Origin of the sequence: Salipiger sp. D13 (assembly GCF_003703915.1) — a bacterium.
Classification (GTDB): Bacteria; Pseudomonadota; Alphaproteobacteria; order Rhodobacterales; family Rhodobacteraceae; genus Salipiger; species Salipiger profundus.
On the sequence record NZ_ML112590.1, the window covers coordinates 642453 to 669296 of the forward strand.

A 26844-nucleotide genomic window follows, 5' to 3' on the forward strand; every position below is an offset into this window, starting at 1 on the left:
CGCGTCACCCGGCCCGTCCCGGACCGGCCTTCGGTGCGAGGCCGCGGCGCCACTCAGGACCGACCTTCTCAGCCAGCCGCAAGGGAGCAAGACCATGACGACCTTCGTAAGAAACGCCTGGTATGTCGCCGCCTGGTCGACCGAGATCGACGACGCGCTGCGCCGGTTCACCATCCTCGGCGACAACGTGGTGATGTTCCGCAAGTCCGACGGCAGCGTCGCCGCGCTCGAGGACCGCTGCCCGCACCGACTGCTGCCGCTGTCCAAGGGCAAACGCATCGGCGACACGGTGCAATGCGGCTACCACGGGCTCACCTTCGACTGCTCCGGCGCCTGCGTGCGGGTGCCGGGCCAGACCAACCTGCCGAAATCCGCCTACGTCCAGGCCTTCCCCATCGTCGAGAAGCACGGCATCGTCTGGATCTGGATGGGCGACCCCGAGAAGGCCGACCCCGAGACGGTCTTCGACATGCCCGAGTTCACCGACCCGGCCTGGGCGGTCCATCACGGCGACGCGCTGCACCTCAAGTCGAACTATCTCAACGTGGCCGAGAACCTCGTCGACCCCGCACATGTGAGTTTCGTGCATCCCACCACGCTGGGCAACGCGGCATCCGAGAACGTGCCGGTGCACGTGAAGACCGACGGCGAGGCCATCGTCGCCTGGCGCTGGATCCGCGACGCCGAGCCCATCGGCTTCTTCAAGGCCTTCGGCGGTTTCACCGGCAACGTCGACCGCTGGCATTACTATTACCTCCACACCCCCTGCACCGCCGTGATCGATTTCGGCTCCATCGAGACCGAGAGGAAATGCGCCGAGGAAGACCGGAACCAGGGCGTGCGCATCTTCGCGCTGCACTTCATGACGCCGGTCACCGAGACCCACACCATCGACCGCTGGATGCACGTGCGCAATGCCGCCCTCGACGACCCCGAGGCGGCCGAACGCATGGACACGATGTTCCGCAAGGCCTTCGACGAGGACAAGGAGATCCTCGAGGCGGTGCAGGCCGAGGAACTGCGCCCGCAGAAACGCCGCCCCATCCGCATCGCCATCGACAAGGGCCCTCTTGTCTATCGCAAGCGGATCAACGAGCTTCTGGAACTGGAGCGCACCGAAGACCTCGCCGCCGATCCGTCGCCGGCCTTCGTCTACCACGATTGACCGGCGGAAGACCGGGTTCGGACCGCCGCCGCAAAGGCGGCTACATCAACAGGCCAGTCTTTCCGGCAAGAGGAAGACGGCACCATCAGGAGAGTGAAACGCGATGAACATGCTGAGACGCACCGTGCTCGCCACGGCCGCCGCCCTCGCGCTGGCCCCGGCCGCCGCGCTGGCGCAGGACGACACCATCAAGGTCGGCGAGATCAACCATTACAAGCGCATGGCGGCCTTCGCCGAGCCCTACAAGATGGGCATCGAGCTGGCACTGTCCGAGATCAACGCCGACGGCGGCGTGCTCGGCAAGGACCTCGAGTTCATCTTCCGCGACGACCAGGGCGACCCGGCCGAGGCGGTGAAGATCGCCGAGGAACTGATGACCCGCGAGGGCGCGGTGATGTTCACCGGCTCCATCCTCAGCCACGTCGGCCTGGCGCTTTCGAGCTTCGCCAACGAGAAGGGCTACCTCTACCTCGCCGCCGAGCCGCTGGCCGACAGCCTCGTCTGGCACTCCGGCAACCCCTGGACCTTCCGACTGCGCGCCTCGACCTGGGTGCAGGCCGCGATGCTGGCCGAGGAGGCCGCCAAGACCGACGCGGTGACCTACGCCACCATCGCGCCGAACTACGCCTACGGCCAGGACGCCGTGGCCGCCTTCAAGGAGAACCTCAAGCGGCTGAAGCCCGAGGTCGAATTCGTCGCCGAGCAATGGCCGGCGCTGTTCAACATCGACGCCGGGGCCGAGGTGCAGGCCATCGAGCGCGCCAAGCCCGACGCGATCTACAACGTCACCTTCGGTACCGACCTCGCCAAGTTCGTCCGGCAGGGAGGCGACCGCGGCTTGTTCGACGGCCGCGACGTCTACGGCCTGCTCACCGGCGAGCCGGAATACCTCGACCCGCTCGGCGAAGAGGCCCCCGAGGGCTGGTTCGTCACCGGCTTCCCCTGGTACGGCTTCGAGGACGGCACCCCCGGCAAGACCTTCGTCGACGCCTACATGGACGCCACCGGCGAGACCCCCAAGATCGGCAGCCTGGTGGGCTACATGACCGCCCAGTCCATCGCCGCCGCCATCGAGACCGCCGGCGCCACCGACACCGACGCGCTGCGCCAGGCCTTCGAGGGCCTCACCGTCGAGGACACCCCGATCGGCCCGCTCACCTACCGCGAGATCGACAACCAGTCGACGCTCGGCGCCTGGGTCGGCACCACCGCGCTCGAGGACGGCAAGGGCGTGATGGTCGACTGGGAATACAAGGACCCGGCGCCCTACATGCCCTCGGACGAGGAAGTCACGGCCATGCGCCCCGCCGAGTAAGCGACGGCACGGGTGCCGCCCGCGCGCGGCGCCCGGCCCTTCTTCTCTTTCCAAATACCCTCGGGGGTGAATTGGCGCGCCAGCGCCAAGAGGGGGCAGCGCCCCCTGCCTCCCCCGGCACGCCGCACAAAGGAAAGTCCCCCGGACCATGGCCTTCCTCTTCGCCCAGTTCCTGACGGGTCTCGCCAATGCGGCGGCCCTGTTCCTCGTCGCCTCCGGCCTGTCGCTGATCTTCGGCGTCACCCGCATCGTGAATTTCGCGCACGGCAGCTTCTACATGCTCGGTGCCTTCATCGGCGTCACGCTGATGGAGATCCTGCCCGGCCATGTCGGCTTCTGGGGCGCCATCCTGCTCACCGGGCTCGCCGTCGGCCTGATCGGCGCGCTGGTCGAGATGATCGTCCTCCGCCCCATCTACCGCGCCCCCGAGCTGTTCCAGCTCGTCGCCACCTTCGGCGTGATCCTCGTCATCCAGGATCTCGCGCTGATGATCTGGGGCGCCGAGGACCGCCTCGGCCCCCGCGCCCCCGGCCTGCGCGGCATCTGGCGCATCTTCGGCGAGCCGGTGCTGAAATACGACATCGTGCTCATCGCCATCACCCCGGTGATCCTCTTCGCGCTGTGGTATCTCATCACCCGGACCCGGCTCGGCATCCTCGTGCGCGCCGCGACCCAGGACCGCGAGATAGTCGGCGCCCTCGGCGTCAACCAGGCGTGGCTCTTCACCGGTGTCTTCGCGCTCGGCTCGGCGCTCGCCGGCCTCGGCGGCGCGATCCAGCTGCCCAAGGGCGGCGCCGACCTGCTGATGGATTTCAACATCATCGGCGCGGTCTTCGTGGTCGTGGTGATCGGCGGCATGGGCAGCCTTCCCGGCGCCTTCATCGCCTCGGTGCTGATCTCGGTGCTCAACGTCTTCGGCGTCACCTACCTGCCGCAATCGACGCTGGTGCTGATGTACGTGGTGATGGCGGTGGTGCTGATCGTCCGCCCCTACGGCCTTCTGGGCCGCGAGGAGGTGGCCGGCGAGCACGGTCAGGTCGGCGCCCCCGAGACCCCGATCCGCCCCTATGGCGCCACCGGCAGGATGCTGGTCGCGGCGCTGCTCGCCGTGCTGGCCGCGCTGCCGCTCTTCGCCGAGCAGTTCGTGCTGACGCTGACCGTCGACATGATCGTCTTCGCGCTCTTCGCCGCCTCGCTGCACTTCATCCTCGGCTCGGGCGGGCTGGTGAGCTTCGGCCACGCGGCCTTCTTCGGCGGCGGCGCCTATGCCGCGGCGCTGCTGGTCTACCACACCGACACGCCGATGGAGATCGCCTTCCTCTTCGCGCCGCTCGCCGCGGGCGTGCTGGCGCTGGCGATCGGCTGGTTCTGCATCCGGCTCACCGGCGTCTACTTCGCCATGCTGACGCTCGCCTTCTCGCAGCTGGTCTGGTCGCTCGCCTTCCAGTGGCGCGACGTGACCCGGGGCGACGACGGGCTCGTCAACATCTGGCCGGCAGACTGGCTGAACGCCCCCGCGCCCTTCTACTACTTCACCCTGGTGCTCGGCGTCGGCGGCATCGTCTTCCTGCGCCACGTCATCCATTCGCCCTTCGGCTACGCCCTGCGCGCCGGCCGTGACAGCCCACGCCAGGCCGAGGCCACGGGCATCAACGTCAAGCGCGTGCAATACGTGGCCTTCGCCCTCGCCGGCGTCATGGCAGGCCTCGCCGGCGGGCTCTTCGTCTTCTCCAAGGGCTCGGTCTTCCCGACCTCGCTCGAGATCGCCGAGAGCTTCGACGCGCTGATCGTGGTCTTCCTCGGCGGCGTCAAGACGCTGGCCGGCGGCGTTGTCGGCGCCTCCTTCATGACCGTGGTCGAGGACTGGCTCACCCGGCTCGAATACTGGCGGCTGATGCTCGGCCTCGTGATCATCGCCGTGGTGATCCTGATGCCCGAGGGCATCGTCGGCACCCTGCGCACGCTCTGGGCCAAGCTCCGCAACAGTGACGAGGAGTCGATCCGATGACCGAGATCCTGCGTGTCGAGGCCCTCAGGAAAAGCTACGACGGCTTTCTCGCCGTGAACGGCGTCAGCTTCAGCGTCGCCAAGGGCGAGCTGAAGGCGCTGATCGGGCCGAACGGGGCCGGCAAGTCGACCTGTTTCAACATGCTCATGGGGCAGCTCAGGCCGACTGCCGGGCAGGTGTTTCTCGACGGCGAGAACATCACCGGCCGCAAGCCGCGCGAGATCTGGCGCAAGGGGGTCGGCCGCACATTCCAGATCACCGGCACCTACCAGTCGATGACGGTGATCGAGAACGTGCAGATGGCGCTCATGAGCCATCACCGCAAGATCTTCTCGATCGCACCGCGCGCGTGGAAGCTCTACCGCGAAGAGGCCTTCGAGTTCCTGCGCACCGTCTCGATGGAGGACCAGGCCGACCGACCCTGCTCGATCCTCGCCTACGGCGACCTCAAGCGGCTGGAGCTCGCGATTGCGCTCTGCCACCGCCCGCGCCTGCTGCTGATGGACGAGCCCACGGCGGGCATGGCGCCCTCGGCCCGGATCGCGCTCATGCAGCTCACCGCCGACATCGTCCGCGACCAGGGCGTCTCGGTGCTGTTCACCGAGCACGACATGGACGTGGTCTTCGCTCACGCGCATCACATCATGGTGCTGAACCGCGGCGAGCTCATCGCCGACGGCGACGCCACGGCAGTGCGCAACAACCCGCAGGTCCAGGAAGTCTACCTGGGCGGCGGAACGCTCTTCAAGGAGGACGCGAATGCTTAGCGTCGAGGGCATCCACAGCTACTACGGCAAGGCCCACATCCTGTCGGATCTCACCTTCGAGGTGCGCCGCGGCGAGGTGGTGGCGCTGCTGGGCCGCAACGGTGCCGGCAAGTCGACCACGATGAAATCGGTTATGCAGCTGGTGCGGCCGCGGCAGGGCGCGGTCACCTTCCAGGGCCGCGACCTCGTGGGCGAGCCCGCCTTCCGCGTCGCCAAGTGCGGCATCGGCTACGTCCCCGAAGAGCGGCGCATCTTCACCGACCTGACCGTGCTCGAGAACCTCGAGGTCGGCCGCCAGCCCCGGCGCAAGGACGCCCCGCACTGGACCGTGGACCAGCTTTTCGAGATCTTCCCCAATCTCTCCGAGCGACGCACCAACCGCGGCAAGCACATGTCGGGCGGCGAGCAGCAGATGCTGACCATCGCCCGCACGCTGATGGGCAACCCGGCGCTGCTGCTGCTCGACGAGCCCTCCGAGGGCATCGCCCCGGTCATCGTCGAGCAGATGGCCGCCACCATCCTGAAGCTGAAGGCCGAGGGTCTCACGGTGATGATCTCCGAACAGAACCTCCACTTCGCCCGCGCCGTCGCCGACCGCGCGATCATCATCGAGGGTGGCGAGAAGAAGTTCGACGGCAGCTTCGCCGAGCTCGAGGCCCACCCCGAGATCCGCGATGCCTACCTCTCCGTCTGAGACCCCGGCAGGAGAGACCCCAGCGGCCCGCCGAACTCAATCTTCTCGTCCGAATTCCCAAGAGGAACGAAAGGCGGAGCCGCGCCCCACCCTGCCGCAAACACGGGCCCGCGCCCCGCACCCGGGGCCGCCCCGCCTCCAAACCCACCCCTTCTTCTCTTTCCAAATACCCTCGGGGGGAGCCGAAGGCAGGGGGCAGAGCCCCCTCCCGCGCGACGGCACCCACCGCGACGCCCGACCGTCAGACGTTGCCCTTGCAGCCATATGACGCTAGGGAAATGCGCCGAACAGGAGACCCGCCTTGGATGAGACCCGTAAAGCCCGCACCAGCGCCGAGCACGGCTACCTGCTCGACGAGCAGATCGGCTTCCTGCTGCGCAAGGCCTACCAGCGCAACTCGAACATCTTCGCCGAAACGGTGCCCGGAAAGCTGACACCGACGCAGTTTTCGGTGATGCACCGACTGGCCGAGGACGGGCCGATGTCGCAGAACCGGCTGGGCCGATCGGTGGCGATGGACGGGGCGACGACCAAGGGCGTGGTGGACCGGCTGATCGCGCGCGGCCTGCTGCGCACCGCGCCCGACCCCGACGACCGGCGGCGGCATCTGGTCTCGCTCACGCCTGCGGGGGTCGAGCTCATCGACGAGGCAGTCGAGGCCGCGATCCGGGTCAGCGCCGAGACGCTCGCGCCGCTGCGCGAGCGCGAGAAGGAGACGCTTCTCAAGCTGCTCAAGAAGATCGGCGGCGAGTAGCTCCGACGCGGACGCTACGATACGTGGATCATCGCCCGAAGGGGGCTTTGCAAGCCGCCGCCGCGCCATCGCCGGAGCGTTCCGCACACGCCTCGCTCGCGCCCATGTCGCCCACCGAGACCCTCCTGCACGAAGCAGGACAGTCCGTAGGTTGGGTTTGCAACCCACCACTTCGGGAGCACCACCAGGCGGCCCTTCCTTGATCCGCACCCACGTCCCGCTCTCCGAAACACTTCGAAAGACGTCGCGCCGCCCGTAGGGTGGGTTTCCCCCCACCGCCCGGCGCGGCTCAGGCGAGGAAGCCCTTCACCTCGGCGCTGTTCACCACGTGGCAATAGATCATGTTGATGATCCGCAGTTCCGCCTCGTGCAGCTCCTGCGTCGCCGCCGCGCAGCAGTCCTCTACCACCACCACGCCGAAGCTCTCGTCGGCGAGCGAACGCACCGAGGACGAGATGCACTGGTCGGTGAAGATCCCCGCCACGATCACGTCGGTGATGCCCATGTTGTGCAGCACCATCCGCAGGTTGGTGCCTGTCAGCGCCGAATCCGTCGTCTTGGTCACCACGATCTCGTCGCCCACCGGGCCGACCGCGTCGACGATCTGGCTGTCCTCGCGGTCCTTGGGCAGCAGCAGGTAGTTGAAGCCGGGCTTCTTCTGGCTCAGCGAGCGGTCGCGCCCGTCCTCCTTGAGACAGGCGATGCGGGCGTGGATCACCTCGATGCCGTTCATCCGTGCCCACTTCTGCAGGGCGGCGGTGTTCGGGATCACCGTCTCGTGCATCCGCTCGAAGAAGGGCGCCCAGCGCGCCGCCTCCGTCGGGTCGTCGGGCAACTCGAGATAGGTGTTCTGGATGTCGATCACCAGCAGCGCCGTCTTCGGCGCCTCCAGCACGATGTCCTCGGGCTCCTCGGCGGTCTCGTAGTAGAACGAGCGCCAGGCGGTCTTCCAGCTCATGCGGGCTCTCCCTCGTCGGCAGCCATCGCGCCGGACCTTGGCCCGGCGCGCGCCGCTTACATTTCCTCGATCGCCTCGAGACTTTCCGGCAGGATCTGTCCGCCGTCCACCACGATCTGCTGACCGGTGATGTAGCCGGCCTCGTCGCTGGCGAAGAACAGCGCCGCGTTGCCCAGATCCTCGACGTCTCCCAGCCGCTTCAGCGGGATCGAGGCGGCCATGGTCTTGAGGTAGTCCTCGCCGAGATCCTGCAGCCCCTCGGTGTAGATGTTGCCCGGCATCACCGCGTTGATCGTCACGCCGTAGCGCGCGAGCTCCATCGCGGCGGTCTTGAGAAAACCCAGCTGGCCGGACTTCGAGGCGCCGTAGTGCGACCAGCCCGGGAAGCCGGTGACCGGACCGGTGATCGACGAGGTCAGGATCACCCGGCCCTTGCCGGCGGCCTCGAAGATCGGGATGCAGGCCTTCACGCAGAGGAAGCTCGACTTGAGGTTCGTGGACATCACGGTGTCCCAGTCGTCGGGCGACATGTCGACCATCTTGACCTGCGGGAAGATCCCGGCGTTGGCGCACATGATGTCGACGCCGCCGAAGGTGCCGACGGTCGCCGCGACCAGCGCCTGCACCGAGTCCCAGTCGGAGACGTCGGTGAGGTGGTAGGCGGCGGTGCCGCCCTCGGCCTCGATCTCTGCGACGGCGAGCTTCGCCGCCTCCTCGCCGCGGGCGGCGATCATCACCTTGGCGCCCTGTCGCGCGAAGACCCGGGCGATGCCCTTGCCGATCCCCTTGGAGCCCCCGGTGACGATCACCGACTTGCCGGCAATGGATGTGAGCATGTGTCTACTCCCTGTCTCTGTCTTTTCAGTCTTGGTCTTTGTCTTATGCGTTGCGCGCCGCGCGGGCGCGCCTGAGGATCGTGGCCGCGATCAGCCCCACCGCCAGCAGCACGATCGAGGTGCATACCGTGAGGATGCCCACAGTTGGCACCAGCGGCGAGTAGCCCGAGACCATCTTGGCATAGAGCCATTCCGGCAGGGTGCTGTCTGCCCCCGTGGTGAAGAGCGAGAGCGGAAAGTTGCCCCAGCTCAGCAGGAAGGCGAAAAGTCCGGCAGAGACCACGCCAGGCATCAGCAGCGGGATGGTCACCTCGCGCAGCGTGTCCCAGGTCGAGGCGCCCATGTCGCGGGCGGCCTCTTCCAGCGCCGGGTCGAAGCTGTAGGCGCGGATCGAGATCACCAGCGTCGCGATCGGCGCGATCCACACCAGATGCGCGACCACGGCGGTCTTCCACGACGGGATGATGCCGACGGTGTTGAACCACATCAGCAGCGCCAGCCCGAGCACCGTCTGCGGGAAGAAGATCGGCAGCAGGATGAGCTTCTGGTAGGTCTTGCGGAAGCGCCACGAGTAGCGCGCGAAGGCCAGCGCCCCGAGAAACCCGATCACCATGCTCAGCACGGTGACGATGCCCGCCACCTTGAGCGAGATGAACAGCAGGTCGCGCACCGTGTCCGAGGCCAGCGCCTCGCCATACCAGTCGTAGGCGTAGCGGCGGATCGGGAAGGTCAGGTAGCGCGCCTTGGAGATCGACGCGAGCCCCACCGACACCAGCGGCAGGTAGAGGAAGGCGAGCACCGCGCAGCCGTAGCCGACCAGCACCCAGCCCATCAGACGGGATGTCTTCATCTCAGCGCCTCCCCATCATGCGGTCGAGGTCGGCCTTGCCGATGCCCCAGATCGCGATGCCGCCGACGATGACGATCAGCACCATCGCGAGCGCGGCCCCCAGCGGCCAGTTCTGCCCGTAGGTAAAGGCCGTCTCGACCTCTTCGGCGATGACGATCACCGCCTGCCCGCCCAGCAGCTTGGTCTCGGCGATGGCACCGGCGGCGAGCACGAAGGTCAGCAGGCAACCCACGAGGATGCCGGGCATGGCCAGCGGCAGCTCGATCTCGCGCAGGATCTGCCAGCGCGAGGCGCCGAGGTCGAAGGCGGCCTGCCGCGCGTCGTCGGGCACCATGGCGATGCCCTGCGCCAGCGGGAACAGCATGAACGGCAGGTAGACGTAGCACAGGCCGAAGACGATGATCGGCACGTTGTAGAGCAGCCCGTCGAACCCGGTGCCGGTCCACGAGCGGACGTAGCCCTCGATCAGACCGCCCTTCATCAGCGTCAGCACCCAGCCGAAGAGCCGGATGTTCTCGGACACGAAGAGCGTCATCACCACTCCGATGGTTAGCACCAGCGAGAAGCGCCCGAAGACCTTGGCCATGCCGTAGGCCAGCGGCCAGCATACCACGAAGAGGATCGCCGTCGCCGCCGCGGCCATGCCCAGCGACCAGGCGACCGTCTTCCAGTAGCCCTGCGTGATGACGGTGTAATAGGCGCTGAAATCCGGCATGTTGGCGAGGCTGAAGACCTTCGGCGGCATCGTCGAGAAAGCCGCGACCAGCAGGATCGGCGCGAGGAAGGCGAGGATCAGGAACAGCCCCAGCGGCATCGCGTAGAACAGGCCGAGCTGGCGGTCACGCCGCTGCATGGGGCACCTCCTCCTCGGCGATGAGATGGCAGGCCGAGGCCGCGCAGCCCATGGTCACCGGCGTGCCCGGCCCGCCCACGGCGTTCTCGCGCAGCACCTCGACGGTGACCGGCGCGGCGCCCTCGCGGGGGACGGTGTATTGCACCCGGCTGCCCAGCAGGTATTCCGCCTCGACCACGCCGTCGAAGGCGATGTCGGCACCCTCGCCGGGCTTCAGGAAGGTCACGCTCTCGGGCCGCACCATCAGCGTGCCGGTGCGCCCGATGTAGAGCCCCGCGGCCTCGGGCGAGAACCGCAGCCCCGGCACCTGTCCGTCCTGCATGTCGAACAGGTTCACCTCGCCCATGAACTCGGCCACGAACCGCGAGCGCGGCCGGGCGTAGATGTCGGTCGGCGCGGCGATCTGTTCGAAGTGACCCGCCTTCATGATGGCGATGCGGTCGGACATCACCATCGCCTCCTCGAGGCTGTGGGTGATGTAGATGAAGGTCTTGCCGGTGCGCTGGTGCAGGTCCTTCAGCTCTTTCTCGAGCGTCTTGCGCAGCCTGTAGTCGAGCGCCGAGAGCGGCTCGTCGAAGAACAGGATCTCGGGGTCGAAGGCCAGAGCCCGCGCAAGCGCCACGCGCTGCCGCTCGCCGCCCGAACATTCGTCGATGCGCTTGTCGTAGTAGTGCGGCGGCAGGCGCAGCAGTTCCAGCAGCTCGAGCGCGCGGGCCTTGCGCTTTGCCGGCGCGACCTTGCGCAGCTTCAGCGGGAACTCGATGTTCTGCCCCACGGTGCGGTGCGGAAACAGCGCCAGCGACTGGAACACCATGCAGGTGGGGCGCTTGTTCGCGGGCACCTCGTCGATGCGCCGGTCGCGCAACCAGATCGAGCCCTCGGTCGGCTCGTCCATCCCCACCAGCAGGCGGATCAGGGTGGTCTTGCCGCTGCCCGAGGGGCCGACGATGGCCAGGAACTCGCCGTCGCGGACGTTCAGGTTGATGCCATGCAGCGCAGTGAAATCGTTGAACCGCTTGGTGAGCGCGTTGATCCGCAGGATCGGGATATCGCTCATGGTGCCTCTTGTTCTTTGTTCTGGGAATGCCGGAGACCCCGCGCGCGAAGGTGACGCGCGCGGGGTTCAGGGGACGGAGCGCTTACGAGCGGCGCGCGGCGGTGTAGATTTCCATGAGCCGGTCGTAGTCGGCGACCACGTCGTACTCGACCGAGTTGGCCATTTCCTCTTCGAGGCTGTCCCACTGGATCGCGTCGAGCTCGTCCTCGTCCCACTGCGCGAAGACGTCCGGGTCGCCCATCTGCGCCACCGGGTTGTAGGTGCCCTCGGCGAAGCCCACGGCCTTGCAGATCTCGGGCTTCTGCACGAACTCGAGGAAGTCCTCGGCCAGCGGCGAGACCTGCGGGTTGTTGACGACCGAGGTGAGCTCGATCCAAACCACGCCGCCCTTGCCGTTGATCGGGCCGGACTTCGGCGTGATCGCCCGCACGTTGGTCAGACCGTCGAGACGCGCCGGCGACGCGGTATAGGTGCCACCGGTGAAATAGGCGTCGATCTCGCCGTTGATGAGCGCGGTGTTCATCGCCACGAGATCGTCGGTCATCAGCTTGGCGCCCGAGAAGATCTGCTTGGCCACCTCTTCGAACTTCGAGAACCCGGCCTCGTCGAGCTTCTCGAACGGGTTCAGGTCCCCGGTGATGCACATGTGCATGAGGTTCCAGTTGTCGTAGGTCAGCACGCCGTAACGCCCCGCCATCGCCGGATCGAGGAAGATCTTCCAGCCCTCGTCTTCCGCCATCTCGCGGCTGATCTTGTCGGTGTTCACCACGAAGGAGAACGGCCCGTAGCGCTGCGGCATGCCGATCAGCTCGTCCTCGGGCGAGAAGGCCAGCGGGTAGGCAGGGTTCGAGAACTCCGGCGCCATCTTCTCGAAATACGGCAGGAAGCGCTCCTTGTTGAGCGGCTTGATGAGACCCTCGGGCAGCAGCTGCCCCCGCGCCCACGGCTGGTTGAGGTTGATGAGATCCCAGACGTTGACCTCGCCCGCGCGCAGCTTGTTGATCATGTCGGGATCGGAGGTGCCGCTTTCGGCGCGCACGGTGGCGCCGGGGTTCAGATCGCGGAACGGGCCGAGCACGTCGTCGGTGTTGTAGCCTTCCCAGCACAGGATGTTCAGCTCGTTCTCGCGGGCGGCACGGGCGCCGCGCGGCAGAAGCGACGAGGCCCCGGCGGCCCCAAGACCGGCGGTGAAGGCACGGCGTGTCAGGTTCATGGAATATCCTCTCTGTTGGCGCGAACCGGTCTCGCCGGCCCGTCATGTCCGCCTTGCGGCGTTGTTCGGGAAATGCCGATTTTGTGGCATCTGACATCAGTGATTCCGGCCGATGTGGGTTCGAGCAAGCAAAAATGTTGCAAGACGAAGATTTCCAACCTAGCAAAAAGGGAAGTTGCAAAGAAAAAGGGCACGAGATGGCTGGATTGTATGACGAGGGCTTCGTCGAGCGCCTGCGGCAGGGAGTCGTGGGGCTTGCTGACCAATGGGGATTGAGCGCGGCGGCGCAGGTGCGCCTGCTGACGCTCTCGGAGAATGCCACCTTCATCGCCGAGGACCCGGCCCGCGACGCGCCGATCATCCTGCGGGTGCATCGCCCGGCCTATCACACCAAGGCCGAGATCGAATCCGAGCTGTCGTGGATCAACGCACTGCGCGAGAGCGGCGCGGTCGACACGCCGGAACCGCTGCTGGTGAAGGACGGCACGCATATCGCCTCGTTCGAGGACGGCGCCGAGACCCGCCACGTGGTCGGCTTCAGCTACATGTCAGGCCATGAGCCCGAGGCCAGCGAGGGGCTCGCGGCGGGCTTCGAGATCCTCGGCGCGATCTCGGCCCGGCTGCATTCCCACGTGCGCGACTGGACCCCGCCCGAGGGCTTCGTGCGCAAGACCTGGAACTTCCGCACCGCCTTTGGCCCGGAACCGCTCTGGGGCGACTGGCGCGCGGCGCTCGGGCTGACACCGGACCAGCAGGCGGTGCTGGAACGGCTCTGCGAGGTGCTCGAGGCCAAGCTGGACGCCTACGGCGACGGCCCCGACCGCTTCGGTCTGGTGCACGCCGACCTGCGGCTCGCGAACCTTCTGGAAGACGGCGACCGGCTCGGCGTGATCGACTTCGACGACTGCGGCTTCTCGTATTTCATCTACGATTTCGCCGCCGCGATCTCGTTCCTCGAGACCGAATCCTACATTCCCGCCCTGCAGCAGGCCTGGGTGAAGGGTTACCGCTCGGTGGCGCCGCTCGACGACGCGCATGTGGCGATGATCCCCACCTTCATCATGTTCCGCCGACTGCTGCTGACCGCCTGGATCGCCAGCCACGCCGAGACCGAAACCGCCGCCGAGGCCGGCCACGCCGCCTATACCGAGGGCACCGTCGCACTGGCCGAGGCCTATCTCGCGGAGCACGACGCATGAGCCAGGTCCGGCAGATCCTCGACATGAACGCCTTCGACATCTCGCAGGGCGGCGCCGACGGCGCGGTGGCGCGTCGGCTCGACAACCTCGGCGCGGCCTCGGTGCTGTTCTACCGCGAGCCGATCGAGATGGTCGCGGCGGAGGGCGCCTGGATGGTGGCCAAGGATGGCACCCGTTATCTCGATTTCTACAACAACGTGCCCTCGGTCGGTCATTCGCACCCGAAGGTGGTCGAGGCCGTCACCCGCCAGATCGGCACGCTCAACACCAACATGCGCTACCTCGTGCCGGTGGTCGACGACTACCTCGAGGCGCTCAAGGCAAAGTTGCCCGACCCGCTGTCGAACGTGGTGCTGACCTGCTCGGGCAGCGAGGCCAACGATCTTGCCATGCGGGTGGCGCGACGGGCGACCGGCGGCCAGGGCTTCATCGTCACCGAGACCGCCTATCACGGCAACACCTCGCTGGTGACCGAGGCCTCGCCCTCGGCCCTGAAGCGCGGCGGCCTGCCCGACTACGTCGTCTCGGTGCCCGCGCCCGGCCATGCGGCCTATGGCAGCGACATCGCCGGCGGCTTCAAGGCGGCGGTCGAGGCGGCGATGGCGGAGCTCGAGCACCGCGGCCTGAAGGTCGCGGCCTTCATGGCGGATTCGATCTTCTCGTCGGACGGCATCTTCGCCGACCCGCCGGGCTTCCTGCGCCCCGCCGTCGAGGCGGTGCAGGCGCGCGGCGGGCTCTACATCGCCGACGAGGTGCAGCCCGGCTTCGCGCGCAGCGGCACCGCCTTCTGGGGTTTCGAGCGTCACGGCATCGCGCCCGACATCGTCACCATGGGCAAGCCCATGGGCAACGGCTTCCCGATGGCCGGCATGGCGGCACGGCCCGCGCATCTCGCGGCCTTCTGCGAGGACGTCGGCTATTTCAACACCTTCGGCGGCAACCCGGTGGCCGCCGCCGCCGGGCTCGCGGTGCTCCGGGTCATCGAGGAAGAGGGCCTGCAGGAGCATGCGCGCATCGTCGGCGCGCACCTGAAAGCAGGGCTGGAAGAGGTTGCCGCGGGGGCGCCGCGGGTGGCCGAGATCCGCGGCTCCGGGCTGTTCGTCGGCGTCGACCTCTGCGAGACCGATGCCCCGGACCGTCCCGACGCGGGCTTCACGCTGCGGGTGATCGACGCCATGCGCGAAAGCGGCGTCCTGATCGGTGCGGCCGGCCGCTACGGCGCGACGCTCAAGGTGCGCCCGCCTCTCTGCCTCAGCATCGAGGAAGCAGACCGCTTCATCGCGGCCTTCGACAAGGCGGTCCGAATCTAGCAGGGCCCTGCGGGCTGGTCCGTCGGTGGAACACCGTGGGGCGGGTTTTCCAAACCCACCGCCCGCTCAGACCGACACCAGCCGCAGCTCGACCCCGGCCACCTGCAGGGCCCGCGCCAGCGGCCCCTGCGGGCGGGCGTCGCTCACAAGAACGTCGACATCGGTCCAGTCCGAGTAGCGCGCCGTCGCCATGCGGTCGAACTTGGAGTGATCCGCCAGCACCATGTGGCGGGCGCTCTGGCGCAGCATCGTGGCGTAGACGTCTCCGGCCTCCATCAGCGCGTCCGAGGGCCCCAGCGGCGAGATCGCGCTTGCGCCCGTCACCGACCAGTCGGCCGAGTAGTCCGACAGGAAGCGCACCGTCTGCGCCCCGTGCAGCGCGCCCTCGCCCGAGTGGTAGACGCCCGGCGCCATGACGATCTGGATCGTCGGATTGAACGCCAGCGCCGTCGCCACGCTGAACGAATGCGCGATGACGGTGATGTTGTTCATCTCGAAGGCGATGCGCTTGGCAAGCTGCGTGGTCGTCGCGCCGGATCCGAGCATCAGCACGCGGGCGTCCGACAGCAGCGGCACAGCCGCGCGCCCGATGGCCGCGCGCTCGTCGACCAGCGCCTTGTGGCGCTCCGACAGCACCGGCTCCATCGGCTGGCGCAGCATCGCGCCGCCGTAGGTCCGGCTGATGAGATCCTGCGCCGCCAGTTCCTCGAGATCGCGCCGGATCGTCTCCGTCGTCACCTCTAGCACCTCCGCCAGCCGGCTCACGCGCATCGTCGGCGTGACCGAGAGCTGGTCGAGGATCGCCTTGTGGCGCCTGTCCTTCTTGCGCGACATGAAGTCCCCTGCCCCGACGCCGCGGGATGCGGACGCTCCGCACGATCCAAGCAGAGCCTCCGCGCGCGTTCAAGTCCTGCCGCGGCGCGTCGGGAGCACTGGTGCGACCCGCGTCAGCCCAGCGCCTTGGCGAGCTTGTCGAGATGCGACGCGACCAGCGCCTGCGCGGCCTCGGCGGTCTCGGCCTCGGCGTAGCAGCGGCATTCGGGGGCGTTGCCCGACGGGCGCAGGTGCACGACGCGGCCGCCCTCGAAGCTCACCCGCAGGCCGTCGGTGGTGTCGAACCCGGTCTCGTCGCCGGTGCCGGTGAAGAAATGCGCCCGGGCGGCGCGATCCTCGGTGAGCCGCGCGATGAACGCCTTCGACGTCTCGGTCGGGATGCCCGCGACCCGGTCGGCGGCGGTGAAGCGCGGCGGCAGCCCGGCGGCGAGCTCGGCCAGCCCCTGCCCCGCGGCCTTCGCGGCGGCGAGCGGGGCGAGGATCGGCAGCAGGCAGTCGCGGGTCATCAGCGGCGCGAGCGGGCCCGCCGGCCCCTCGGCCGCGAAGCCAAGCAGGAAGCCGCCGTTCGCCTCGTAGCCCACGACGCGCGCCGCCGGGTCGTCCGCGAGCGCGGCCTCCATCGCGGCGATGACGAAGGGCGAGCCGATCCGCGTGAGCGTGACCGTGTCGAACTCGGGCATTTCCGAGATCAGGCTGTTCGAGGACACCGGGGTGCAGACCACCTTGGCCCCCAGCGAGCGCGCGGTCAGCGCGCCCAGCACGTCGCCCGGCACCACGCGGCCCGTCGCGTCGGCGACCATCGGACGGTCGGCGTCCCCATCGGTCGAGATCACCGCGTCGAGCCCGTGCTCCCGGCACCAGCCCGCGAGCATGCCCCGCGTCTCGGGGTCGAGCGCCTCGGTATCGACGGGAATGAAAGTCTCTGACCGGGCAAGCGCGACGGGATCGCCGCCAAGCGCCGTGACCACCTCCATCATCGTGTCCCGCGCCACCGAACTGTGCTGGTAGACGCCGATGCGCAGCCCCGCCAGCGCCCCGGGACCGAAGGCCCTGGCGTAGCGCGCGGCGTAACCTGCCGCCGCTTCGCCGCCGTCGGTCACGGCGCCGCGCGAGGCCTCGGCCGGCGCACGACCGAGATTGCCGGAGATGGCCTCCTCGTCGGCCTTGGCGATCTCGCCGCCCGGGACGTAGAACTTGAGACCGTTGCGGTCGGCAGGGATGTGGCTGCCGGTGACCATGATGGCAGCATGCCCCGCGCCCATCGACGACAGCGCCAGCGCCGGGGTCGGCACCACGCCGCAATCCACCACGTCGAGCCCCTCGGCGGCGACCGTGTCGATCACCACGGCGGCGATCTCGGGCGAGGACGGGCGCAGGTCGCGGCCCACGTGCACCGCGCCGCCATGCGGACAGGCCGCGAGGAAAGCACGCGTGTAATCCGCCACGAGCTCGGCGGTCAGCTCGGTGACGAGCCCCCGCAGGCCACTGGTTCCAAACTTCGGAGCCATCTCGAATTCCCTTCAAAAACGCCCTGTAGGCCAATTCCAGACGAGTTATTGCCCAGCGTTCGGACGATCACAACCCTGCCGCGAACGCTGCCGGTTGGCTGAGACCGGAACTGCCCACCGGCCGGTCATGTGGCGCGCCGGTCCCGCAAAGGTCCATCCCGAGGGCGCCGCTCATCCCGCTTCCGGCCCCTCGGACAGGATGACCATGACCCGCGCCTCCTTGCCCGGCGCGAGGGCCTGAAGCCCGGCAAGCGCCGCCGCCCCGCTCGGGGTCGAGGCCATGTCCGCGCCGTGCAGAAGCGCGACCGCCTGTGCCGCCGCGTCATCGGAGACGGTCAGGAAGGCATCGGCATCGCGGCGCAATGTCTCGAAGGCCAGCAGCGAGGCGTCCTTGCAGTCGAGCCGCCCCATGGTCGAGGCCGGCCCTTGCCCGGGGGTCAGACCACCCGCCCGCACGCTCTCCAGCATGCATGGCGCGGCCTCGGGTTCGACCACGACGATCTCGGGCTGCACCTCCCAGAAGCGCCGGACGTGTGCCGCCACCGCCGCCGCCAGCCCGCCGACCCCGGCCTGAAGCACCACGTGGGTCGGCCATGCGCCGCCGTCCGCGAAGCTCCGGCGGCATTCCTCGGCAAGCACGGTGTAGCCCTCCATGATCAGCGCGGGCGCCTCGATGTAGCCCGGCCAGGAGCCGTCGGCGAGATGGATCCAGCCGTTCTCCTCCGCGAGCCGCATTGCCTCGGCAATGCTGTCCTCGTAGGAGCCCGCGACGCGGATCACCTCGGCCCCGGCGGCGCGGATGCGGTCGGCGAAGCTCTCGGGCACCGAGGCCGCGAGCACGATCTTCGCACCGGCATGGAATACCCGCGCCCCGGCGGCGACCGACAGGCCGTGGTTGCCGGCGCTGGCAGTGATGAAGGTCATCTGCGCCGCAACCGCCCGCGCCTCGGGCGTCATCGGGTCGTGCCCGCCGGCGCGGTCGAGGATCATCTGCACGACGGCGAAGGCGCCGCCGAGTGCCTTGAAGCTGCCAAGCCCCATCCGCGTGCTCTCGTCCTTGATCCAGAGCCGCGCCACACCCAGCGTATCGGCAAGCGCCGCCGCGTCGCTCAGCGGGGTCGGTGCATAGGCCGGGCAATCGGCCAGCAGGGCAAGCGGACGCTCGGCGCTGGCGCGGAACCCGTCGTGTCGCTCGGCGCTGCGGCCCTCTGCGTTCGCATGAAACATGGTCGTCTGCCCCCTTCCCTGCGCCCGGCGGTACGCCGGGCCTTGTCGCCTCGCCACAACTCTGGCCTCATTGCCCGAGGAATGCACCCCCTGCCCGCCGCTTTCGCGGGCCGCCGGACGGAGACGCAGGATGCCGCTCGCAGGCCCCTTCCCGCTCATGGAATACCAGGACCGCTGCCGCCGCGTGCAAACGGCGATGGTCGAGAGCGGGCTCGCGGCGCTTCTGCTCACCTCCGAGCCCGACGTGCGCTATGTCTCGGGCTTCCTCACGCGGTTCTGGGAAAGCCCGACGCGGCCATGGTTCGTCATCCTGCCCGCCTCGGGCAAGCCCGTCGCGATCATCCCCGCCATCGGAGCGCCGCTCATGGCGCGCGGCTGGATCGAGGACATCCGGACGTGGGACGCCCCCGACTACCGCGACGACGGCGTGTCGCTGCTGACCGAGGCCTTGCGCGCGCTGGTCCCGCCGGGCGGGCGGATCGGCGTGCCCATCGGCCGCGAGTCGGTGATGCGGATGCCACTTGCCGACTGGGACCGGGTCCGCGCGAACCTTGGCGACCGGGGCTGCGAAGATGCGTCGGACCTGCTGCGCCGCCTGCAGGGGCGCAAGTCCGCCGCCGAGATCGCGCTGATCCGCGAGGCCTGCGCCATCGGCGGGCGCGCGTTCGACCGGGTGCCGGACATCCTGCGGCCGGGCGTGACGCTTTCGGAGGTGTTTCGCCGCTTCCAGATTCTGTTGCTCGAAGAAGGCGCCGACTGGGTGTCCTATCTTGCCGGTGGTGCCGGGCCCGGCGGCTACGGCGACGTGATTTCGCCCGCCGATGCGCGCCCGCTGCGGCAAGGCGACCTGCTGATGCTCGACACCGGCGCGGTGCGGCAGGGCTACTTCTGCGACTTCGACCGCAACTGGTCGCTCGGGCCGGCCTCTGCCGAGTTGCGGGAGGCGCACCGCGTGCTGCATGACGTGACCGAAGCAGCCTTCGATGTCGCCAGACCGGGCGCAACGGCGCGCGACCTGCACGCGGCGATGGCCCCGATCCTGACCGCGCGGGCCGGCGCGCCGGTGCCGGGGCGGCTGGGGCACGGGCTGGGCATGCGGCTGACCGAGCCGCCCTCGCTGATCCCCGACGACGACACCGAGCTGGTGCCCGGCATGGTTCTGACGCTCGAGCCGTCGCTGCCGCTCGGGCCCGGCCGGATGATGGTCCACGAGGAAAACATCGTCATCGGCGCAGGCGGCGCGGAGTGGCTCACCCCGCGCGCGCCGCGCGATCTGCCGGAACTTGGCTGGCGCGACTGAGACGCCCCGTTGCCCAGTCAGTCGCCGCCGGGCAGGCTCGGTGTCGCCTCGTCCGCCTCGAGCGCGGGGTCGGCGACCGTGTTGTCCTTCAGCATGACGCCCGAGAGCTTGCGCTCGAACGCTTCCTGCATGAGGTAGCCCGCGCGATAGGCCGCCTCGCGGAACGACAGGCCGCCCTCGCGGATGTTCGAGATGCAGTTGCGGTCGGCGTCGGTGCTGCCCGGCCCCGGTGCCCATGTCAGGTAGAGCCCGAGACTGTCGGCAGCGGAGAGGCCCGGGCGCTCGCCGATCAGCATGATGACACACCGTGCGCCAAGCTGCTCGGCCACCTCGTCGCCGATGGCCACGCGGCCCTGCAGCGCGACCACGGTCGGGGCCAGCGTGAGGCCCGCGCGTTCCACATGCGGCAGGAAGGCCTTGAGGAACGGTGGCGCCGACTGCTGCACTGCAAGCGCCGACAACCCGTCGGCGATGACGATGGCGACGTCGGGGGCCGTGCCCGGCGCGAGCGCGGCGAGGCGTTCGGCGTCTTCCGGCGCGAGCTTGCGTCCGAGATCGGGCCGCCGCAGGTATTCCGAGCGGTCCGAGACGCGGCTTTTCACGGTCACCGTCTCGAGCGACAGCGCCGCGAGATCGGCCTCGAGCGCGGCCATATCCAGCTCGGAATGAACGGCGGTGCGGGCGGCGGCATGGGCGGCCTGGAACTCGAGCTGACGCGCGACCGGCAGCGAGACACCGGAGCGGCCCAGCGCGATGCGGGCATTGGTGAAGCGGCGCAGGTCCTTCCACAGGTCGCGGTCGGGACGCTCGGGCGTTGCGGGCGTATCGGTCATGTCGCCTCCGGCAGGTGACGGGATTTCGAAAGGGTCCGGGGCGGCACCGGCGTGGGGGTGAACCGACCGTCATCGGGCAGGATGCCGGTGCGGTCGAGCCATGCCTCGAACTCGGGCGCGGGCCGCAGCCCCAGCACCCGGCGCGCGTAGAGCGCATCGTGGAACGAGGTCGTCTGGTAGTTCAGCATCACGTCATCCGAGCCGGGAATGCCCATGATATAGTTGATGCCGGCCGCGCCCAGCAGCGTCAGGAGCTGGTCCATGTCGTTCTGGTCCGCCTCCATGTGGTTGGTATAGCAGATGTCGCAGCCCATCGGCAGGCCGAGCAGCTTGGCGCAGAAATGGTCCTCGAGCCCGGCGCGGATCACCTGCCGCCCGTCGAACAGGTATTCCGGCCCGATGAAGCCCACCACCGTGTTGACCAGAAGCGGCTCGTAGGCGCGGGCGACGGCATAGGCCCGAGCCTCGAGGGTCTGCTGGTCGACGTCGTGATGCGCGTTCGCCGACAGGCAGGAGCCCTGCCCGGTCTCGAAATACATCACGTTGTCGCCCAGCGTGCCGCGCTTCAGGCCGCGCGTTGCGTCGAGCGCCTCCTGCAGCAGCGCAAGGTTGAAGCCGAACGAACGGTTGGTGGCCTCGGTCCCGGCGACCGACTGGAAGGTCAGGTCGACCGGCGCCCCGGCCTCGATGGCGGCGATCGAGGTGGTGACGTGGCTCAGCACGCAGGACTGCGTGGGAATGTCGTTCTCCGAGATCAGCTCGTCGAGCATGTGCAGCAGCGTCGTCACGGCGGCGGTGTTATCCGAGGCCGGGTTGATGCCGATCACCGCATCGCCCGAGCCGTACATCAGCCCGTCGAAGATCGAGGCCGCGACCCCCTTCACGTCATCGGTGGCGTGGTTCGGCTGCAGACGTGTCGACATCCGCCCCTCGAGCCCGATGGTATCGCGGAACTTGGTCACCACGCGGCACTTGCGGGCGACAAGGATGAGATCCTGCACCCGGCAGAGCTTCGAGACCGCCGCGACCATCTCGGGCGTGAAGCCGGGCGACGCGGCGGCGAGCGCGGCGCTGTCGGCGGCATCGGACACCAGCCAGTCGCGCAGGTCGCCCACGGTCATATGCGCGAAGGGCGCGAAAGCCGCGGCGTCATGAGTGTCGATGATGAGCCGCGTGACCTCGTCGGTCTCGTAGGGCACTAGCGCCTCGGTGAGGAACTGCTTCAGCGGCACGTCGGAGAGCGCGAGCTGCGCCGCGACCCGTTCGACATCGGTGGCCGCGGCGATACCCGCGAGCTCGTCGCCCGAGCGCAGCGGCGTCGCCCGCGCCATCAGCGTCTTGAGATCATCGAAGCGGAAGGTCTCTCCGCCGATCGAAGTGCGAAAACCGGACATGTGGCTCCTGTCCCTGTTCAATTTGTCTGCCGGGTCCCCCGGCACTTGTGCGACGCCGCGCCGGCACCCGCAGTCTTGCACGATCCAGGCGTGCGCGGGAGCCTTCGAAGGACATCGGCCTCGAACGGGCGCGGACAGGCATATGACGCATGCGCCGCTCCGCGCCCGGTCTGGCAGCCCCAGACTGGGCAGAACACGCCGGAAGACAAGAAATTTCGTGGATATGAACACGCAAAACGACCGAACGGTCATAATTTGCACGAAATATGTGCCGTTTTGATGCGTGAGTCGCGACTCGCGCCGCATCAGGAAGGAAATATGCCGGGCCTGCATCGAAACGAGCCGCAAAAAGATGCGCCAATTGCACATTATTGCGGCGAAAAGATGCACGGCCGGGTGAGCTTTTCTCAACTATCTGTGAAAATTCGACAATCTTCCTGATGCGCGGCGATCCGCCACAGCGCGCTTCGCGGGGCGCAGGTCTAGGTCGCTCGCCGCAACATCCGCGTCCCGGACTGCCCGCGCTCTCCCACTCCTCCTCCCGCGCCCGCAGCCTGTCGGACAAGAAAGAGGCATGCACTTGTTACGCTACAGAAATCTGCTGCTGGCCGCGGCGGGCGCCCTCACGCTCTCCGGCTGCCAGTACGACGTTCTCTCTCCCTCCGGCTGGGTCGGCGACCAGCAGCGCGACCTGCTGATCATCTCGACACTGCTCATGCTGATCGTGATCATCCCGGTGCTGATCATGGCGGTGTATTTCCCGCTGAAGTACCGCGCCGACCGCGCCGATACCTCGGACTATGACCCCGGCTTCGAGCATTCGAACAAGCTCGAGGCGGTGGTCTGGGGCGTTCCGATCCTGATCGTGATCGCGCTTGGCTGGTACACCTACGTCTACACCCATCGGCTCGACCCCTATCGCGCGCTCGACCATCTCGACGCCGGCGCGCCGGTCGAGGTGCAGGCGGTGTCGCTCGACTGGAAATGGCTGTTCATCTACCCCGAGCTGGGCGTCGCCTCGGTCAACGAGCTGGCGATCCCCGAGGGCCGCCCGGTCAACTTCAGCCTGACCTCGTCGACGGTGATGAACACCCTGTCGATCCCCGCGCTCGGCGGCATGGTCTACTCGATGGCCGGGATGGAGACCAAGCTCCACCTCATCGCCGACAGCGAGGGCACCTTCCCGGGCCGCTCGGCGCATTACTCGGGGCCGGGCTTCGCCGGGATGACCTTCGACGCGCTGGCGATGAATGACGCTGATTTCGACGCCTGGGTCGCCGCACGCCGCGAAGCCGAGCCGCTGGACAGCGACAGCTACCTCGAACTCGAGGAGCCGTCGATGAACGCGCCGGTGCAATACTACGGCTCGGTCGAGGACGGACTTTTCGACCGCATCGTCGGCCTCTGCGTCGAGGACGGCAAGGTCTGCATGGGCGAGATGATGATGCAGGACAAGATGGGCGGCGGTGGCCTCGAGGGCATCGGCAACGTCGGGGCCTACAGCCACGACCGCGCGCGCACCATCGACGGCTTCGGCAACGCGATCGACCTGCCGCCGCTGGAGGGCGACGGCGCCGAGCATGGCACCAATCACGAGACCGAGGGCCACGAGGCCCAGGACGCCCACGCACCCGAGACCCACGACGAGGCCTCGCTCACCGAGACCGATTTGCAGCACGCCCTCCCCGGCAAGCCGCAGATGGAGGCAATGACACATGGCAACTGAATCCGTTTCCCCGACCGAGACGTTCTCGCCGATCTTCGGCCGTCTCACGCTTGACTGGATTCCCTTCCAGGAACCGATCCTGATCGGGACCTTCGCCGGCGTGGCCCTTGGCGGGCTGGTGGTCTTCGCGCTGATGACCTACTTCCGGCTCTGGGGCACGCTCTGGAACAACTGGGTCGTCACCGTCGACCACAAGAAGATCGGCATCATGTACATGGTGCTGGCCTTCGTGATGATGGTCCGCGGCTTCGCCGACGCGCTGATGATGCGCGCCCAGCAGGCGATGGCCGCCGGCGGCGCCGAGGGCTACCTGCCACCGCACCACTATGACCAGGTCTTCACCGCGCACGGCGTGATCATGATCTTCTTCGTGGCGATGCCCTTCGTCACCGGCTTCATGAACTACGTGATGCCGCTGCAGATCGGCGCGCGCGACGTGGCCTTCCCGTTCCTGAACAACTTCTCGTTCTGGATGACGGTCGCAGGCGCGCTGCTGGTGAACATCTCGCTGTTCATCGGCGAGTTCGCCCGCGTCGGCTGGCTGGCCTTCCCGCCGCTGTCGGGGTCGAGCTTCAGCCACGGACCCGGCATGGACTACTACCTGTGGGCGCTGCAGATCGCGGGTGTCGGCACGACGCTCTCGGGCATCAACCTGATCGCCACCACGCTGAAGATGCGGGCCAAGGGCATGAAGCTCATGGACATGCCGATCTTCACCTGGACCGCGCTCATCACCAACGTGCTGATCGTCGCCGCCTTCCCGGTGCTGACCGCGACCCTCGCACTGCTCACGCTCGACCGTTACCTCGATTTCCGCTTCTTCACGAACGACTTCGGCGGCAACGCGATGATGTACATCAACCTGATCTGGATCTGGGGTCACCCCGAGGTCTACATCCTCATCATCCCCTGCTTCGGCATCATCTCCGAGGTCGTCTCGACGTTCTCGGGCAAGCCGATCTTCGGCTACCGCACGATGGTCTGGGCCACCGCCTGCATCATGGTGCTGAGCTTCGTGGTGTGGCTGCACCACTTCTTCACCATGGGATCGGGCGCCAACGTCAACACCTTCTTCGGCATCACCACGATGATCATCGCGGTGCCGACGGGCGTGAAGATCTTCAACTGGCTGTTCACGATGTACAAGGGCCGCGTCCGGCTCGAGGTGCCCATGTACTGGGCCATCGGCTTCCTCGTGACATTCACGATCGGCGGCATGTCGGGCGTGCTTCTGGCGGTGCCCCCGGTGGACTTCCAGCTGCACAACACGCTGTTCCTGATCGCGCACTTCCACAACGTGATCATCGGCGGCGTGGTCTTCGCGGTCTACGCGGGCGTCACCTACTGGTGGCCCAAGGCCTTCGGCTTCAGGCTCGACGACAAGTGGGGCAAGCGCGCCTTCTGGGGCTGGTTCATCGGCTTCTACGTCGCCTTCATGCCGCTCTACGCGCTCGGCCTGATGGGTGTGACCCGTCGGATGAACAGCTACCCCGATGCCGGCTGGCAGCCCTACTTCATCGTCGCCGCAATCGGCGCCGTGATCATCCTCTTCGGCATCCTGTCGACGTTCATGTCGTTCTACGTCTCCATCGTGAACCGCAAGGCGCTGGCCGTGGGCGACGACCCGTGGGATGCGCGGACGCTGGAATGGGCAACGCAGTCGCCGCCGGCGCCCTACAACTTCCCCGAGGAGATCGAGGTCGTCGGACGCGAGGCGTTCTGGCACATGAAGAAGACCGGCTTCCGCTGGTCGGGCCATTACCAGCCGATCCACATGCCCAAGGGCACCGCGACCGGCGTCGTGCTCTCGGCGGTCGCGCTGGTCTTCGGCTTCGCGATGGTCTGGTACATCTGGTGGCTGGCACTCGCGACCTTCCTCGCGATGCTCGCCATCGGGATCGGCCACACCTTCAACTACAATCGCGACTATTACATCCCCGCCGATGAGGTGACCGCGACCGAAACGAAAGGAGCCCTCGCATGAGCGTTTCCGAAGCCGACCTTCACGGCACTCGCGGCGCGGTCCACCACGCCCGTGAGGACCACGGGACCGAGCACGCCCACCATCCGAGCCCGACACCCATCGGGTTCTGGATCTACCTGATGAGCGACTGCATCATCTTCGGTGCACTCTTCGCGACCTACGCGGTGCTCGGCGGCAACTATGCCGGCGGGCCCGCCCCGGTCGACCTGTTCGAGCCCGGCTTCGTCGCGGTCGAGACCGCGCTGCTGCTGATCTCGTCGGTGACCTTCGGGCTGGCGATGCTGCGCGCCGACAAGCAGGACCGCGGCGGCGTGCTGCTGTGGCTCGGCATCACCGGGCTGTTCGGCGCCGGGTTCATCGGGATGGAGATCTACGAGTTCAACCACCTGATCCACCTCGGCGCGGGGCCGGACCGCTCGGCCTTCCTGTCGTCGTTCTTCGCGCTGGTCGGCACCCACGGCCTGCACGTCACCGGCGGCCTGATCTGGCTTGTCACGCTGATGGTGCAGATCCGGATGCACGGTCTGATCGGTGCCAACATGCAGCGTCTGACCACGCTGTCGATGTTCTGGCACTTCCTCGACCTGATCTGGATCGGCGTCTTTTCCTTCGTCTACCTCGTGAGGCTCGTCTGATGTCCGCAGACCACCACAACGCAGAACACGCAGGCCACGGCACCATGGGCCAGCTGATGACCGGCTTCGGCCTCGCGGCGCTGCTCACCATCATCCCCTTCGGCCTGGTCATGGCCGAGGTCGACATGAGCCGCACCACGCTGGTCGGCATCATCATGGGGCTCGGCGCCGTGCAGATCCTCGTGCACCTCGTCTTCTTCCTGCACGTCAACCGCAGCGGCGAGGAGGGCTGGACCCTCTCGGCCACGATCTTTTCGGTCATCATTTTGGTGATCGTTCTGGCCGGCTCGCTCTGGGTCATGCACAACATGAACGAGAACATGATGCCGAGCCACGAGATGGACCGGCAGATCGAACAGATGAAGAGCCTGCAATCGCAGCAGGGCTGACCGCCCGCTTCACGCACCACCTGCCGGGGCCCTGC

Annotated in this window: 24 protein-coding genes; 13 read left to right on the forward strand and 11 right to left on the reverse strand. The window is 67.8% G+C overall.

Translation table 11 applies throughout. The features are described 5' to 3' along the window. Positions 1 to 94 precede the first annotated feature (94 nt). From D6860_RS02970 to D6860_RS02995, 6 genes are all read left to right on the forward strand, one after another. Complete coding sequence (locus tag D6860_RS02970; RefSeq protein ID WP_017467653.1) at positions 95 to 1165, forward strand: aromatic ring-hydroxylating dioxygenase subunit alpha; 1071 nt, start codon at positions 95 to 97, stop codon at positions 1163 to 1165. Between the two features lie 103 nt (positions 1166 to 1268). Next, positions 1269 to 2480, forward strand: coding sequence for an ABC transporter substrate-binding protein (locus D6860_RS02975; RefSeq protein ID WP_179949467.1), 1212 nt, complete (start codon positions 1269 to 1271; stop codon positions 2478 to 2480). 148 nt (positions 2481 to 2628) lie between these two features. Continuing rightward, positions 2629 to 4488, forward strand: coding sequence for an ABC transporter permease (locus tag D6860_RS02980; RefSeq protein WP_076624106.1), 1860 nt, complete (start codon positions 2629 to 2631; stop codon positions 4486 to 4488). Continuing rightward, positions 4485 to 5255, forward strand: coding sequence for an ABC transporter ATP-binding protein (locus D6860_RS02985; RefSeq protein WP_076624105.1), 771 nt, complete (start codon positions 4485 to 4487; stop codon positions 5253 to 5255). Before D6860_RS02980 ends, D6860_RS02985 begins: the two co-directional genes overlap by 4 nt. Continuing rightward, positions 5248 to 5949: an ABC transporter ATP-binding protein gene (locus tag D6860_RS02990; protein ID WP_076624104.1), complete on the forward strand. Its 702-nt coding sequence runs from the start codon at positions 5248 to 5250 to the stop codon at positions 5947 to 5949. The genes D6860_RS02985 and D6860_RS02990 overlap by 8 nt, the downstream gene beginning before the upstream one ends. Positions 5950 to 6250: 301 nt before the next feature. After that, positions 6251 to 6703 (forward strand): MarR family winged helix-turn-helix transcriptional regulator, encoded by a 453-nt coding sequence (locus tag D6860_RS02995; RefSeq protein ID WP_076624103.1) that lies wholly within the window; start codon positions 6251 to 6253, stop codon positions 6701 to 6703. A gap of 289 nt (positions 6704 to 6992) precedes the next feature. Here the strand turns inward: D6860_RS02995 and D6860_RS03000 are convergent, their stop codons facing one another. The 6 genes from D6860_RS03000 to D6860_RS03025 form a co-directional block, all read right to left on the reverse strand. Then, positions 6993 to 7661 carry a cysteine hydrolase family protein gene (locus D6860_RS03000; RefSeq protein ID WP_076624102.1) on the reverse strand — a complete coding sequence of 223 codons (669 nt, stop codon included), beginning with the start codon at positions 7659 to 7661 and terminating at the stop codon, positions 6993 to 6995. 56 nt (positions 7662 to 7717) lie between these two features. Further along, positions 7718 to 8497: a 3-oxoacyl-ACP reductase FabG gene (gene fabG / locus D6860_RS03005; RefSeq protein WP_076624101.1), complete on the reverse strand. Its 780-nt coding sequence runs from the start codon at positions 8495 to 8497 to the stop codon at positions 7718 to 7720. A gap of 43 nt (positions 8498 to 8540) precedes the next feature. Continuing rightward, positions 8541 to 9347 carry an ABC transporter permease gene (locus tag D6860_RS03010; RefSeq protein WP_076624100.1) on the reverse strand — a complete coding sequence of 269 codons (807 nt, stop codon included), beginning with the start codon at positions 9345 to 9347 and terminating at the stop codon, positions 8541 to 8543. Position 9348: 1 nt separating this feature from the next. Further along, positions 9349 to 10200: an ABC transporter permease gene (locus D6860_RS03015; RefSeq protein WP_076624099.1), complete on the reverse strand. Its 852-nt coding sequence runs from the start codon at positions 10198 to 10200 to the stop codon at positions 9349 to 9351. Next, positions 10187 to 11257 (reverse strand): ABC transporter ATP-binding protein, encoded by a 1071-nt coding sequence (locus D6860_RS03020; protein ID WP_076624098.1) that lies wholly within the window; start codon positions 11255 to 11257, stop codon positions 10187 to 10189. The genes D6860_RS03015 and D6860_RS03020 overlap by 14 nt, the downstream gene beginning before the upstream one ends. Before the next feature lie 82 nt (positions 11258 to 11339). After that, positions 11340 to 12470, reverse strand: coding sequence for an ABC transporter substrate-binding protein (locus tag D6860_RS03025; protein WP_076624097.1), 1131 nt, complete (start codon positions 12468 to 12470; stop codon positions 11340 to 11342). Between the two features lie 197 nt (positions 12471 to 12667). Between D6860_RS03025 and D6860_RS03030 the strand changes: the two genes are divergently transcribed. Together D6860_RS03030 and D6860_RS03035 are read left to right on the forward strand one after the other, a co-directional pair. Further along, positions 12668 to 13669, forward strand: a complete 1002-nt coding sequence (locus D6860_RS03030) for a phosphotransferase enzyme family protein (RefSeq protein WP_076624096.1) — start codon at positions 12668 to 12670, stop codon at positions 13667 to 13669. Beyond that, on the forward strand, positions 13666 to 14979 hold the full coding sequence (locus D6860_RS03035; protein WP_076624095.1) for an aspartate aminotransferase family protein: 1314 nt from the start codon (positions 13666 to 13668) through the stop codon (positions 14977 to 14979). The genes D6860_RS03030 and D6860_RS03035 overlap by 4 nt, the downstream gene beginning before the upstream one ends. A 66-nt stretch (positions 14980 to 15045) precedes the next feature. On the opposite strand, the gene D6860_RS03040 is transcribed toward D6860_RS03035, so the two are convergent. The 3 genes from D6860_RS03040 to D6860_RS03050 all read right to left on the reverse strand — a co-directional run bounded on the left by D6860_RS03040 (position 15046) and on the right by D6860_RS03050 (position 18548). Continuing rightward, positions 15046 to 15813 carry a DeoR/GlpR family DNA-binding transcription regulator gene (locus D6860_RS03040; protein ID WP_076624094.1) on the reverse strand — a complete coding sequence of 256 codons (768 nt, stop codon included), beginning with the start codon at positions 15811 to 15813 and terminating at the stop codon, positions 15046 to 15048. A 113-nt stretch (positions 15814 to 15926) separates the two neighbouring features. Then, positions 15927 to 17321: a phosphomannomutase gene (locus D6860_RS03045; RefSeq protein WP_076624093.1), complete on the reverse strand. Its 1395-nt coding sequence runs from the start codon at positions 17319 to 17321 to the stop codon at positions 15927 to 15929. Between the two features lie 171 nt (positions 17322 to 17492). After that, a complete protein-coding gene (locus D6860_RS03050; RefSeq protein ID WP_083697833.1) occupies positions 17493 to 18548 on the reverse strand; it encodes a diaminopropionate ammonia-lyase in 1056 nt (351 codons plus the stop codon). Between the two features lie 130 nt (positions 18549 to 18678). On the opposite strand from D6860_RS03050, the gene D6860_RS03055 reads away from it, so the two are divergent. Next, positions 18679 to 19848: a M24 family metallopeptidase gene (locus tag D6860_RS03055; RefSeq protein ID WP_076624092.1), complete on the forward strand. Its 1170-nt coding sequence runs from the start codon at positions 18679 to 18681 to the stop codon at positions 19846 to 19848. Positions 19849 to 19865: 17 nt separating this feature from the next. On the opposite strand, the gene eutC is transcribed toward D6860_RS03055, so the two are convergent. Together eutC and D6860_RS03065 are read right to left on the reverse strand one after the other, a co-directional pair. Continuing rightward, positions 19866 to 20681 carry an ethanolamine ammonia-lyase subunit EutC gene (eutC, locus tag D6860_RS03060; protein WP_076624091.1) on the reverse strand — a complete coding sequence of 272 codons (816 nt, stop codon included), beginning with the start codon at positions 20679 to 20681 and terminating at the stop codon, positions 19866 to 19868. Continuing rightward, positions 20678 to 22075, reverse strand: a complete 1398-nt coding sequence (locus D6860_RS03065; protein WP_076624090.1) for an ethanolamine ammonia-lyase subunit EutB — start codon at positions 22073 to 22075, stop codon at positions 20678 to 20680. Before D6860_RS03065 ends, eutC begins: the two co-directional genes overlap by 4 nt. A gap of 574 nt (positions 22076 to 22649) precedes the next feature. On the opposite strand from D6860_RS03065, the gene cyoA reads away from it, so the two are divergent. Genes cyoA through cyoD form a run of 4 tightly spaced genes read left to right on the forward strand, consistent with a single transcriptional unit; the run spans position 22650 to position 26809 of the window. Beyond that, positions 22650 to 23801 (forward strand): ubiquinol oxidase subunit II, encoded by a 1152-nt coding sequence (gene cyoA / locus D6860_RS03070; protein ID WP_083697832.1) that lies wholly within the window; start codon positions 22650 to 22652, stop codon positions 23799 to 23801. After that, entirely contained in the window at positions 23791 to 25785 is a 1995-nt protein-coding gene (gene cyoB, locus D6860_RS03075; protein ID WP_076624089.1) for a cytochrome o ubiquinol oxidase subunit I, read from the forward strand. Before cyoA ends, cyoB begins: the two co-directional genes overlap by 11 nt. After that, a complete protein-coding gene (gene cyoC, locus D6860_RS03080; protein WP_017468260.1) occupies positions 25782 to 26420 on the forward strand; it encodes a cytochrome o ubiquinol oxidase subunit III in 639 nt (212 codons plus the stop codon). The genes cyoB and cyoC overlap by 4 nt, the downstream gene beginning before the upstream one ends. Then, positions 26420 to 26809: a cytochrome o ubiquinol oxidase subunit IV gene (cyoD, locus tag D6860_RS03085; protein WP_017468259.1), complete on the forward strand. Its 390-nt coding sequence runs from the start codon at positions 26420 to 26422 to the stop codon at positions 26807 to 26809. Before cyoC ends, cyoD begins: the two co-directional genes overlap by 1 nt. The last annotated feature ends 35 nt before the right edge of the window (positions 26810 to 26844 follow it).